This is a genomic window from Leifsonia sp. 466MF, assembly GCF_900100265.1.
Classification (GTDB): domain Bacteria; phylum Actinomycetota; class Actinomycetes; order Actinomycetales; family Microbacteriaceae; genus Leifsonia.
The window spans coordinates 493,649-506,174 of record NZ_LT629696.1 but is presented as its reverse complement, the minus strand read 5'-3'; the positions used below and the strand labels follow the sequence as shown (position 1 = coordinate 506,174).

12 protein-coding genes are annotated in these 12,526 nt (G+C 65.9%); 2 read left to right on the top strand and 10 right to left on the bottom strand.

The features are described 5' to 3' along the window. Positions 1-107: 107 nt before the first annotated feature. On the top strand, positions 108-1,385 hold the full coding sequence (locus BLR91_RS02430) for an ROK family protein (protein ID WP_089877382.1): 1,278 nt from the start codon (positions 108-110) through the stop codon (positions 1,383-1,385). 33 nt (positions 1,386-1,418) lie between these two features. Here BLR91_RS02430 and BLR91_RS02425 read toward each other — a convergent pair whose 3' ends face one another. The 7 genes from BLR91_RS02425 to BLR91_RS02395 form a co-directional block, all read right to left on the bottom strand. Then, positions 1,419-2,261 carry an alpha/beta fold hydrolase gene (locus BLR91_RS02425; RefSeq protein WP_157694681.1) on the bottom strand — a complete coding sequence of 281 codons (843 nt, stop codon included), beginning with the start codon at positions 2,259-2,261 and terminating at the stop codon, positions 1,419-1,421. A 4-nt stretch (positions 2,262-2,265) separates the two neighbouring features. Next, on the bottom strand, positions 2,266-3,117 hold the full coding sequence (locus BLR91_RS02420) for an alpha/beta fold hydrolase (RefSeq protein ID WP_089877388.1): 852 nt from the start codon (positions 3,115-3,117) through the stop codon (positions 2,266-2,268). Between the two features lie 10 nt (positions 3,118-3,127). Next, a complete protein-coding gene (locus BLR91_RS02415) occupies positions 3,128-3,649 on the bottom strand; it encodes a DUF1097 domain-containing protein (RefSeq protein ID WP_089877391.1) in 522 nt (173 codons plus the stop codon). A 42-nt stretch (positions 3,650-3,691) separates the two neighbouring features. Continuing rightward, positions 3,692-5,164, bottom strand: a complete 1,473-nt coding sequence (locus tag BLR91_RS02410) for an NAD-dependent succinate-semialdehyde dehydrogenase (protein ID WP_089877395.1) — start codon at positions 5,162-5,164, stop codon at positions 3,692-3,694. Further along, the gene (locus BLR91_RS02405) at positions 5,161-6,306 is read right to left on the bottom strand and encodes an alcohol dehydrogenase catalytic domain-containing protein (protein WP_089877398.1); all 1,146 of its coding nucleotides are present in this window, start codon (positions 6,304-6,306) and stop codon (positions 5,161-5,163) included. The genes BLR91_RS02410 and BLR91_RS02405 overlap by 4 nt, the downstream gene beginning before the upstream one ends. Then, on the bottom strand, positions 6,303-6,536 hold the full coding sequence (locus BLR91_RS20290; protein ID WP_231918799.1) for a hypothetical protein: 234 nt from the start codon (positions 6,534-6,536) through the stop codon (positions 6,303-6,305). Before BLR91_RS20290 ends, BLR91_RS02405 begins: the two co-directional genes overlap by 4 nt. A 181-nt stretch (positions 6,537-6,717) precedes the next feature. Beyond that, a complete protein-coding gene (locus tag BLR91_RS02395) occupies positions 6,718-7,509 on the bottom strand; it encodes an N-acyl homoserine lactonase family protein (protein ID WP_231918798.1) in 792 nt (263 codons plus the stop codon). 174 nt (positions 7,510-7,683) lie between these two features. On the opposite strand from BLR91_RS02395, the gene BLR91_RS02390 reads away from it, so the two are divergent. Continuing rightward, positions 7,684-9,480: a helix-turn-helix domain-containing protein gene (locus BLR91_RS02390; RefSeq protein WP_172823180.1), complete on the top strand. Its 1,797-nt coding sequence runs from the start codon at positions 7,684-7,686 to the stop codon at positions 9,478-9,480. Between the two features lie 38 nt (positions 9,481-9,518). On the opposite strand, the gene BLR91_RS02385 is transcribed toward BLR91_RS02390, so the two are convergent. From BLR91_RS02385 to BLR91_RS02375, 3 genes are read right to left on the bottom strand one after another with little or no spacing between them, the layout of a single operon-like run. Further along, positions 9,519-10,694 (bottom strand): serine hydrolase domain-containing protein, encoded by a 1,176-nt coding sequence (locus tag BLR91_RS02385; RefSeq protein ID WP_089877409.1) that lies wholly within the window; start codon positions 10,692-10,694, stop codon positions 9,519-9,521. Continuing rightward, positions 10,691-11,569, bottom strand: coding sequence for an ATP-binding cassette domain-containing protein (locus BLR91_RS02380; protein WP_197674308.1), 879 nt, complete (start codon positions 11,567-11,569; stop codon positions 10,691-10,693). The genes BLR91_RS02385 and BLR91_RS02380 overlap by 4 nt, the downstream gene beginning before the upstream one ends. Beyond that, entirely contained in the window at positions 11,566-12,525 is a 960-nt protein-coding gene (locus tag BLR91_RS02375) for an ABC transporter ATP-binding protein (RefSeq protein ID WP_197674307.1), read from the bottom strand. The genes BLR91_RS02380 and BLR91_RS02375 overlap by 4 nt, the downstream gene beginning before the upstream one ends. Position 12,526 lies beyond the last annotated feature (1 nt).

Sequence of the window (12,526 nt, the reverse complement as noted above, 5' to 3'; positions counted from 1 at the left end):
GTGACTCAAACGCATTGGGAGGGCGTAATCAATGTCTCTTTTGCGCTTTTAAACCGCATTAGTCGGACTAATATCGTCCGCAGCGGTCGTTGATAGGGTCTCCATCGATGAAGAAGGGCAGGTGCTGCATGCCGTCTTTGAGAATCGCCGCTCCAGCCCTGTCGGCGCGGATTGACGAGGACCTTCTGGCGAGTACGCTCGCACGACTGCTCGCGAGCGGCGCCGCCGCATCGAAGCCCGAGTTGGTCCGCACGAGCGGGCTGGCTCGATCCACCGTCGATGCGGGGGTGCGCGAACTCCTGCACCGCGGAGTCGTTCGCACTCAGGGTTATCAGCAATCGGGCGGACGTGGCAGGGCGGCGGCGGTCCTCGAGCTCGACCCGAGCTACGGGTATGTCCTGGTGGCCGATTGCGGCCGCCATTGGTCGAACCTGAAGGTGTTCGACATCCGTCAGCATGCTGTCGCGGAAGCACACATCCAGATCGAGTTCTCCAACGGACCCGATGTCGTGCTCGAAGCGATCGTGGCCGGCTTCCGAGAGATCCTCTCCGATCTTCCCCATCGCGCGGTGATAGCTGTGATCGGACTGCCGGCGCCGGTAGATCATCGGGACGGGTCAATCGTGCGGCCTCCCTTCATGCCGGGCTGGGACCGCTTCCCCGTCATCCAGTACGTCAGCGAAGCGCTCCGTTGCGACGTCATTCTCGAGAACGACGTCAATCTTCGCGCCCTCGGTGAAGCGCGCGCGAGCTCCGAGTTCTCCGGGCCCCTGCTGTACGTCAAGGTCGGTACTGGGATCGGAGTCGGGATCGTCACATCGGATGGAGTTCTGATGCGCGGCGCAGACGGGTCCTCGGGCGAGATCGCGCACCTGAAGGTCACGGGGCACGACGACATCTGTGTCTGCGGGAGCCACGGTTGCCTGGAAACGATCGCTTCCGTGGGTGCACTCACCCGTTCGATGACCGGAGCAGCTCCCGCCACGCCGACGACCCGCGACGAGCGAGACCTCTTCTTGCGCCGGCTGGCCGAAGGGGATCCAGAGGTCAGAGCCAGCGTCCGCCGGGCCGACCAGCATCTCGGGGAGGCGATAGCCAACCTCGTGCATGTCATCAATCCGCACCGGATCGTGCTCGGGGGCTCGCTCGCCGACGCCGACGAGGAACTCCTCGCCACCGTGCGCAGCATCGTCTACCAGCAGGCGCTGCCCATCTCGACGCGGGAGCTCACTCTGGTCAGACCTGCGTTGGGCTTCGATTCCGGTGCCGCCGGCGGGCTGGTCCTGGGCATCGAACGCGTTCTCGCACCCGATCGGCTGATGGTCGCCGACCGTGATGTCGAACGAACGGAGGACCGACCCAGATCTCTCGAGCGCGAAAGATGACAGGCCGAGAGAGTGTTGTGTGCGATACACACCTCAGGCCGTTGCCGCACTCCCTGCCGACCCGAGGGAACCGGCCGGCGACCTTCCCTCCAGCACGTCCAGCAGAGCGGCGTTCCACTCGATCCGGTTCTCGATGAAGGCGACGTGACCGCTGTTCTCGAACCAGGTGAGAGTGGCATTCGGGATGCGGCGAGCGGTCTCCTCTGACCACCGCGGATCCCAGATCTGGTCGTGGCGCCCACTGAAGACCGCGACGGGAAGGTCGATCTCGGGCAGGATCTCTCGAAGGTCGTTGTCGATCAGGGCCTGAAAGCTCGTCAGACCGACGAAGGCCGGAACCTTCCACCCTGTCTGAACGAACCACTGCTCCGTCGCGCTGAGGTCGTCACGATGGAAGTTGCTGCCGTACAGGCCGGCGATCGTCTCGGTGCGCGCCCAACGGACGGCGTCGATAAGAGGTTGCACCTGGTCCGATGGAGTGCCGAACGGAGCGTCGGGTGCTTCCCAGAACCGTGGTCCGCTCCCCGTGAGCACGAGGTGTCGAATGCGGCCGGGATGCTCGTGCGCGTACCTGAGGCCGATGTGTCCGCCCATGGACCAACCCACTAGAGTGACCTCGGTCAAGTCCAGATCGGTGATGAGAGTATGCAGGTCTTCGACGAACATGTCGTAGTTGTAGTCACCCCATGGCTTGTCCGAGGCGCCGTGACCACGCAGGTCGACGGTGATGCAACGGTGGGTGGGCGCGAGGTCGAGGATCTGATAGTCCCAGACATCTCCGGCCCCACCCCAGCCGTGGACGAATACGATCGGGTCTCCTGCTCCCCGATCCTCGTAGGCCATGCGGACGCCGGGGGCGACTTCGATGCTCGGCATGTTCTTACTCCTTATTACTAGCGTGATCGGTTGTGAGGAAATCATTGATCTCAGACGCGACGATCTCCGGGTGCTCAAGATGAAGTGCGTGCCCAGCTCCTTCGACCTCGCGGTAGCGGGAGGAGGGTAGGGTCCAGTGGAGATCCCGGCCATTCTCGACAGGGACCACCCGATCGGCGCTGCCGTGCAGGATGAGCGCGGGAGTGGTGAGCTGGGAGTGGTCGTACCCCGCCTCGAGGAACCGTTCGCAGGCGTCGTACTGCTCCCGCCACACCGTGGGGGGTGTGAGATATCGAAGGCGGGCCGCCAGCAGCTCCTGGTAGGCATCGGCGTGCTGTGCCGGCCATCCCTCTGCGAAGGACACGGGCATGGTGCGTACGGCGTATTCGTCCGCAGGGAGCGTCGACGAGTCCAGCCACAATCGGCGGGTGGCTTCGGGGACGGGCGTCGCGGTCGGGCCGCCCCCGCTCGTGCTCACCAGCACCACGTGAGACACCAGGTCGGGGCGAGCGACGGCGAGCAGCTGCGCGATGTATCCACCCATCGAATGACCGATCACCGGTGTCCGGCCCATCCCCCGCTCTCGCAGCTGCTCCAAGACGGTCGCAGCGTCGGAGGCGAAGCGATCGATCGATATGGGTGCGCTTCCCCGCGACGATCTGCCTGTTCCACGATTGTCGAGCGAGAGGAGGCGCACGGTCGGAGAAAGGCGCAAGCGAAGGGGGTGTCCAGCCCATGAGGCGTAGCCGAGACCGTGCAGCAGGAGAACCGGTCGCCCCGCGACGCCGCCGCCCTCGACATGAAGGACCGCTTCATCCTTGGTGGAGATATCCGGGACCATCGCCACGTGGTTCATCGTCGGCGCCTCATGCGTCGGCAGAGCTCGTCGCGCGGGCCGATGTCTTCCGGGAAGCGAGCACCGCTCCAGCTTTCTCGGACGCGATACCGAACAGCGCGCCGGCCACGAATGCGACCGTCAGCAGGACCAACGGGTAGTCGAACCCGAATGGCGCCGTCAGCTTCGCACCCGCCGTGAAGAACCCGAAGGTGGCCGCGAAACCGAGGAACCCGGCGGGCGTCGCCGCCAACAGGGCGATCCGGCTCGACGCCACGAGGGTCGCGGCGCCCACACCGACGGAGATCGTCAGCACCCAGACGTTGCCTCCGGCTGCCGTGATCGCCACGAGCGCGAGCGCCGCAATGACCATTCCCACGAGATTCATGATCACCGATCTGGCGAGGCCGGCGACGCCGCCTCCCGCTGTGAAGAAGGATGCCCATCCGACGAACAGGACCCAGACGGGGATGGGGACAAGTGTGGCGGTGAGCAGGCAGGCCAGAGCCGCCAGGATCCCGATCACCACGGTCGATGCTGCGCGTGCGGACATGCTTTTCGTTCTCCTTCGAACGTTGGGAAAAATGGGACTGGATCAGAGGTTGGGATCGGCCATGCCGACGTAGGTGGTCTCGAGGTACTCCTCGATGCCCTCCAGGCCCCCCTCCCGGCCCAGCCCGGACTGCTTGACCCCGCCGAAGGGTGCAGCGGGATTCGAGATCACCCCGGAATTGAGCCCGACCATGCCCGTTTCAAGCGCTTCGATCATGCGGAACGCCCGGGCGAGGTCACGGGTGAAGACGTACCCGATCAGCCCGAACGGCGTGTCGTTGGCCAGCCTGACCGCCTGTTCTTCCGTTCGGAAGGTGGCGATCGGGGCGACGGGTCCGAAGATCTCCTCAGCGAACACTCGCGCCTCGGGCGGCACGTCGGTCAAGACGGTGGGTTCATAGAAATAGCCCGGACCGTCCACCGCCTTCCCTCCGACGAGAGCTACGGCTCCCAGGCCGATGGCGTCGTCGACGAGGGCTTCCACTTTCCGCCGGCTGGCCTCGTCGATCAGCGGACCGAGCTGGGTGTCTGGTTCGACGCCGCGGCCGATCTTCATCGCGCTCATGCCGTCGGCCAGGCGTCGGGTGAATTCATCCGCGACGGACTCGTGCACATAGAACCGGTTCGCCGCTGTGCATGCTTCCCCGATGTTTCTGAGTTTGGCGGCGAGCGCACCGGCTACAGCCAAATCGAGGTCGGCGTCTTCGAACACGATGAACGGAGCGTTTCCCCCGAGTTCCATCGACGTCCGTAGGACATTCTGCGCGGCGTCGGCGATCAGTCCGCGTCCCACCTCGGTCGAACCGGTGAAGGAGAGCTTTCGGAGCCGTGGGTCGGCGATGAGCGGGCCTGTGACGGCGCGAGCTGTGCTCGTGGGGATCACATTGAGAACTCCGGCCGGCAAGCCTGCCGTCTCGAGCACTTCGGCCAGGAGGAGGGTCGTGAGAGGTGTGAGCGCGGCCGGCTTCATGACCATCGTGCAGCCGGCCGCGATGGCCGGAGCGATCTTGCGGGTGGCCATTGCCAAGGGGAAGTTCCATGGGGTGATGAGAAGGGACGGGCCGACCGGCTTCTTGAGCACCAGCAGGCGGGATTTGCCGTCGGGGGCCTGGGTGTACCGGCCGCTTACTCTGACGGCTTCCTCTGCGAACCACCGGAGGAACTCCGCACCATAGGCGACCTCACCGCGAGCTTCTGCGAGAGACTTTCCCATCTCGAGCGACATCAGCAACGCGAAGTCTTCGGATCTGGCGGTCACCGCTTCGAAGCCCCGTCGCAGGATCTCGCCTCGTACCCGCGGCGGGGTGGCCGCCCATCCGCTCTGAGCGGCGACGGCGGCGTCGAGGGCCGCAGTGCCGTCCTCGGGGCTGGCATCGGCGACTCGTGCGATGATCTCGCCGGTGGACGGGTCTTCGACGGCAAAGGTGTTCCCGTGTGCGGCCGCACGCCAGCGGCCGCCGATGAGCAGGAGGTCCGGCACGCTTGCCAGGAGGGATTCCTCGCGCGGGTGTGTCATTCTCGGCTGCCTTCCACTGTTGAGCTCGAATCGGGTTCGGGGAACAGGATGATCTGCCGTAACGCGTGACCGTCGGCGAGCTCGTCGAGCGCTTGGTTCACCTGTTCGAGTGTGATCGTGGAAGATACGAGCGCGTCGACGGGAAGCCGTCCTTCGCGCCACAGCTGGGCGTAAGTCGGAATGTCCCGCGAGGGAACGGCGGAGCCGAGGTAGCTTCCGACGATTGTGCGCGCCTCGGCGGTGACACCGAGCGGCTTGACGATCGACTCCGCGGCCGGCGCGGGAAGGCCGACCGTGACCGTTTTCCCTCCCACACCTGTCAGAGCGATAGCTGTTTCGAACGCACGAGGATGCCCGGCCGCTTCGACGACGACAGCGGCTTTGACTCCTCGCTCGATGGCTTCTTGGGGGGTGTACGCAGCGGTGGCACCCAGCTCTCGCGCCCGCTCCAGTTTCTCGGGGACGGCATCGATGCCGATCACCTCCCCGAGACCGAGGGAGACCGCCGTGATGAGGGCGGCCATGCCGACCCCGCCCAAACCGACGACAACGATGGTGTCTCCCTCGTGGGGCTTGCCCGCATTGAGAACCGCCCCTCCCCCGGTCAGCACCGCACATCCCAGGACGGCTGCGATCTGCGGCGGGATGTCGTCGTCGACCGGAACCATGGAGCGCCGATCGATGACAGCGTGGGACGCGAATCCGGACACCCCCAGATGATGGAAGACCTCATCGCCGTCCGCATGCAGGCGGCGCTCACCGGACAGCAGCGTCCCGGCGTTGTTCGCAGCAGAGCCGGGGATGCAGGGCAGCCGCCCTTCCGTGAGGCAATTCGCGCATTCACCGCATCTCGGCAGGAACGCCATGACCACACGCTGCCCCACCTTCAGGTCCTCAACGCCGTCCCCCAGTTCGACGACGCGCCCAGCGGCCTCGTGCCCAAGAAGCATGGGCACCGGTCGCATCCGGTTGCCGTCGACGACGGACAGGTCGGAATGGCAGAGTCCGGCCGCTTCGATCCGGACCAGAACCTCGCCTGGGCCCGGCGGATCGAGTTCCAGCTCTTCCACGGTGAGCGGCTGCGACTGGGAATAGGGACGGCTCAAGCCGATCTGGTGGAGGACAGCGCCTGTGATCTTCATTTCTCCTTCTCCTTCGAAGTGGCGACGGCTTCGGACACCGACTTCGCGATGTCGTCGCCCGCGCGAAGGGGCTTCTCGCGGAAGATCCCTTCGTGCGCGAGGACGGGTCGCCGATCGCCGGCGAGTTCGGGATGGCGTTCTTCGAGCTTTTCCCGTTTGGCGGCCAGATCGTGCCATCGGCGCACTGTCTCCTTGTCGCCGCCGCGGACTGCGTTCCAGCTCTTCGGCATCTGCTCCCGGCTGGGTCCGGTGGACGCCCGCCCGCCGAGCTGGACCCGCGAGGGACGCCTGGCGGTCTCCGCACCGCACGTCGGACAGTTCGGGCTGGCGTCCGCCATCGATCGCACAGCGGCTTCGAAGCGGTGGCTGTTGACGCACTGGTAGTCGTAAAGGATCATCGGTCCATTCCGCTCAGTTGTAGAAGCCGTCGGGGGCATACCGGAGCGTCTTCGCCTGCTCACCGTCGTGACCGAAGATGACCTCAGCGCCGGTGGCATCTGCGATTCCGCGGAGCTTCTCGACCGATTCCAGCCAGCGAAGGTTGTCCCACACGATCGCCGCACCCACCGCGGGTGGCCCGAAGCTGTCGGCCAGGTACACCGCATCCGAGGTGAAGATCTTCGTCCCCTCGTTCTCGAGGTCGACCCTGAGCGACATGGTCCCCCAGGTGTGCCCGGGAGTCTCGATCACGCTCACGCCGGGAACGATCTCCACATCGCCGCTGATCCCTTCAAGAGGGAGGTCGCGGTAGTCGTCGACGATGTGCGCGCCCTGGGAGTAGCCCTCTATTTTCAGGGCTTCGGAGATCTCGGTGTGGTTGGCGACGATACGGGTCTTGCCGTTGTCGAACATCTTCGCGTTGGCCGCATGGTCGAAGTGGAGATGCGAGAGGACGAGGATGTCGATGTCATCGGCGGTGAGCTCGAGCTGTGCGAGCGAACTGTCCAGGTATCCGGGGCCGTTGACGGGTTCACGGACGGGGAAGAAGTCTTGGAAACCTGTCGGCGCCCACCGCTGTTCCCAGTCGCGTGGGACCCCGGTGTCCCACAAGATCCGCCCTTCGGGGTGTTCGATCAGGACTGCATGAGTGGGACAGTCACCCCACACGACGGGGTCATCCTTGTGGAATCGGTCGCGGATCGTTCGGCCCCCTTTGAGGAGAAGCCAGGTCAGGTCTGTCTCCATAACACCGGTGGACAGCACGTGGACGCGCATTTCAGTCACAACAACCTCCGTTGCTTGTTGGTCGGTTCAGGGCCACCGCGACCTGCGGTTGTGCAACCCTCCCGCGTTCGACGAGATATCGCTATGGCCCGATGGCACATTAAGACCGATAATGAATGGCCTACCGTGCCATGCCGACGCTACGATGCTCGGGTGGAACGCCCGAACCAAACCAGCCCGCCCTCGACCGCAGCCGTTCTGCGCGCCATGCGCGAGTCCGCCTCAGACATCGCAAATGTGAGAGACGGCGTTCTCGTCTCTCGGGCGATCGTGCGCCACACGCGCCGACTCCTCGGCACCGACATGGCCTACCTGAGCCTGAATGACCTCGCTGCCGGCGAGACCTACATCCACGTTACCGACGGAGTTCGGACGGAGGCCTACCGGAGCATCCGGATGCCGCTCGGAACGGGTGTGCTGGGTGCGGTCGCCGCCGGAGGTGCCGTGGTGCAGACGGCGGACTACCTCTCCGACTCGGACATGAATCATCTTCCGGACATCGACGAGATCGTCAGAGAGGAGGGTGTGGTCGCCATCATGGGCGCGCCGCTTCGCGTAGGAGGCCGCGTGATCGGCGGGTTGCTCGTGGCCGATCGCACTGCGACCCATTTCCCCCGCGGCGCTGTCGAGGCGTTGGAGCGTATGGCTGAGCTCGGAGCGATCGCGGTAGAGCAATCGAGGTTGGTCGCGGAGAATGCAGCACTGGCAACGCAGGTGAAGAGTGCTGAGGGCCAGGGGGAGGAGCGGTTGAAGCGCGTTGAGAAGGTGCTTCGCCTCGACGATCAGATGGTGCAGAGCTTGGTGGCACCGACCGGGCTGACCGGCGTGGCCGGAACCCTAAGCGAGGCTGTCCACATGGCTGTCGGGATCCATGACGCACGAGGCCGACTGGTCGCAGGACAGCCGCTGCTCCCGCGCCAGGCGTTCGATCATTGGGAGGTTCGGGCCGCTGTCGCAAGCTCCACGCAAAGCGGCCGCTCCGTGGGCGTCCGCTGGGACCGCAGACCGTACGTCGTCGTGTCCGTCACCTCAGGCGACGAGCAGATTGCGACCCTCGTCGCACGAGGCCCGGTGGAGCAGATCGAGGCCCAGCTGCTCGAGCGTGCCGCCACCTTCGTCGGCGCGATCATGCTTTTCGAGCGCAGCCTGATCGATGCGTACAACCGGGCCCAATCGGCCCTCTTCGACGACCTGGTATCGGACCGGTCCGGAGACCGCCATGCGCTCACCGCCGCAGCGCAATCGTATGGGATCACGGCTACCGAACCATCGGCAGTCCTGGCCATCGCCACGAGCCCCTCGGAGCGATATCAGGCCCTGAACACCACGCGTGCTGCGCTCCGGGACCGGCCAGCTGTCGTCTCACTCCACGGCTCGGAGGTCTGTGTCATCCTGGGAAGTCCCGCGGAACCCGACGTCGTGCACGCTCTCTCGAGCGAATTGGTTGCTGCGCTCCGGACCGAGGGGATGTCCCCCTTGATCGGGATCGGTCACGCTGACGGCAGCGAGTTCATCGCGGGCGCTCACCATCAGGCCCACCGGGTGCTCGCCGCCGAAGTCGCTCTGGGCTGGCGCAGCGGATACGCCGACGCCGTCCAGTTGGGACTCGCCGGGCTGCTTCTCAGCGGCACCGACCGTGCGACCGTCGATGCGATGCTGGAGCGAACAATCGGGCCCCTCACCGAATACGACGAAACGCACTCCAGCGAACTCCGCCTCACCGCATGGACGTACTTCGAATGCGGGACTCACCTTGAGTCAACGGCCACCCGCCTCTTCCTCCATCGGAACACCGTGCGCCAGCGGGCCGAACGCATCGACGCCTTGCTCGGTCCGAACTGGCGCCGAGCTCCGTGGAGCGCCGACATCCACCTCGCCTTGAGAGTCTGGCGGCTCAGCGAAGCAGGTCTCGTAAACGAGAATCCTTCCGCGTCAGTCAACACGGCCTAGCGACGTCCCGCTGTCTCGCTTCCACTGCTGCGCAAACGTCACCGCGGCAGCGCGGCGCACACCTCGCTGAACAGTCGCGCATGGATCTCGTTGCCCGCGGCCGAGACGGGATCGGGTGCCGAGGAGAACTTGACGATCACGGTTCCGGTCTGCGGATCCAGCCAGATGTACTGCCCGTGGATGCCGACCGCATAGACGTTCCCGCGCTCGTTGCCTGTGGACCACCATTGATTGCGGTACGAGACCCGTGGGTATTCGCGCTGGATCAGGAGGTTGCGCGCGACGTCGCGGTCTCCCCCAGCCATGGTCTGCCGCACCCACTCCTCGGACACGACGCGCCTGCCTTCGATGGTGCCGCCGCCGAGCATCAGCCAGCCGACACGGGCGAGGTCAGCCGCTGTGCACGAGATTCCGCCGTTGGCGGAGGCGAATCCCGACGGGTCGACGGTGATCGTGGCGTCCTGCGCGCAACGCAGCCGTTCCCAAACGCGCGCCGCCAAAACGACGGGATAGCGTTCACCGGTCACCGCCTCCACCAGCCACGCCAGGGCATCCGTGTCGGCCGAGCAGTACTGGAAGCGCCGGCCGTGCATGCCGTTGGCCTTCAACCCTCGCAGGAACTCGTACGTGTCCGCCGGATCGGTGTCGCGACGAGGACGCCACCCGGCGATGCGGTCCTGAGCCTGCATGTGCGACTCGGGGTTGCGGTAGTCCTCTTCGTACTCGACCGCGACGGTCATGTCGAGCACCTGCTGCACGGTGGCGTCGCCATACGCGGAGCCGTCGAGTTCGGGGACGTACGACGCCATGGTTCGCCTGACGTCGATCAGGCCGTCGTGGACGAGCGTTCCGACGAGGATGCCGCAAATGGACTTCGACACGCTTTGGAGCAGGTGGCGGTCGTCTGGCGCAAAGCCGGGACGGTAGTGCTCAGCAATCGTTCTGCCGTCCCGTTGTACCAGGAAGGCGTCGGTCCAAGATTCCGCGAGCATCGCCCGCAGATCGGCCACATCATCCAGAGCGGTAAGCCTGTCCACCCCGGAGTCTGTACGGGGGCGGTGGCCGATGGTGGCGGTGGGAACCAGCTCGCTCACGTGGGCGAACGCCCACTGGCTGTGCGGCGCATCCTGCCAGCTGTCGAGGTCGAGCTCCTCCGCGACCCCAGGGTAGCGAGGCGGCCGGGTCGTGCTCTGTTCAATCGTGAGGCGGGTCATCGCAGCACTCTCATCTCGTCTTGGGCTGTGGGGGTCGTTGTGCCCGGATTCGGGGGGAGATCCTTCCTATCCAGCTGTGCGATCCCGGGAGCCGCGGGCATGGCGGCCAGCAGGCGGCGGGTGTAGTCGTGGGCCGGTGACGTCAGCACATCCTGAGCTCGCCCCGTCTCCACGAGGGAGCCGGCGCGCATCACGCCGACGTCGTCGCTCATGTACTGCACGACATCGAGGTCGTGGGAGATGAGCAGGTAGCTCAAGTCGCGCTCGCGTTTGAGCCGCTGAAGGAGATTCAGCACCTGCGCCTGCACCGACACGTCCAGCGCACTGGTCGGCTCGTCGAGCACCAACAGGCGCGGGCCCGTTGCGATCGCCCGCGCGACGCCGACGCGCTGGCACTGGCCTCCCGAGAGCTGATGCGGCAGCCGATCGCCGTGCACCGCCGCAAGTCCCACCTCGTCGAGGAGCTCCTCGACCTTGCGCCGGATCTCCGCACGGCTCAGCCGGGTGTGGGTGCGCAGCGGCTCGGCCACGATGTCTCGGATGCGCATGCGCGGATCGAGCGCCATGATGGGGTTCTGGAAGACCATCCCCGTCTGTGCCCGGAGTCGTCGCAACGCGCCCCGGTGGAGCTTCGCGGGATCTTCCCCAGCTATGAGGGATCGACCGGACGTCGGCGCGATGAGGTTGAGGGCGCAGCGGGCGATGGTGCTCTTGCCCGACCCTGACTCGCCGACGAGGCCGAACGTGGTCCCGGTGCGGATCCGGAAGCTCACGTCGTCCACCGCCCGGGTCTCTGACTTGCGTGTGCGGTAGACCTTCACGATGTGCTCGACGACGAGCGCGTCGGCGTCAGTAGTGTCCGTGGTGGTGCTCACAGCTCTCCAACTCTCAGGCATGCCGCCTCGTGCATCGAGGCGACGGGCTCCAGGGCCGGGTCCGTCATGCGGCAGCGGGCTTGCACGGCCGGACAGCGATCGGCGAAGGCGCAGCCCGTGATGCCCAGCAGGTTCGCCGGCACCGATCCGGCGATCGCATCGAGCATCTGACCGGGTCGACGCCGCGACGGCAGCGCGCCGATCAGACCACGGGTGTAAGGATGCGCCGGGTTGCGCAGCACCTCCGCCGCAGGCCCCTGCTCGATCACGCGACCTGCGTACAAGACCGCGACAGAATCGCAGATCTCCTGCACCACACCGAGATTGTGGGTGATCAGCAGCACGCCGAAACCGAAGCGTTCGCGCAGGGACAGCACGAGCTGCAGGATCTGTCGCGCGATCGTCACATCCAGTGCCGTCGTCGGCTCGTCGAGGATCAGCAGGCGCGGTTCGCAGAGAAGCGCCATCGCGATCATCACACGCTGCAGCATTCCACCGGAGAGCTCATGCGGGTGGCTGCCATAGACGCGGCTGGGGTCCGGGAGCCCGACAAGGCCCAGGTAGTCGAGGATCCGCTCCTTTGCCTCGGCCCGGCTCATCCGACGGTGGCGGCGTAGCACCCCTCGCAACTGGTCCCCGAGAGTGAAGACGGGGTTGAACGCCGTGCCCGGGTTCTGGAAGACGATCGAGACGACATCGCCGCGTGCCGCGGACGGGGCGGAGAAGTCCTGCTCGGTGCCATCGAGCACGATCCGCCCGGACGGGCGCGCGCCCTCAGGCAGCATGCCGAGCACAGCCAGTCCGGTCAGGCTCTTACCGCAGCCGGTCTCGCCGACGACACCCAGGATCTCCCCCGGCGCGATCGAGAAGGTGACACCGCGGACCGGACGGTTGGTGATCCGGCCTCGCTCTGCGAACGCGACCTCCAGGTCCTCCACGAGAAGCAGGTCGGTCATC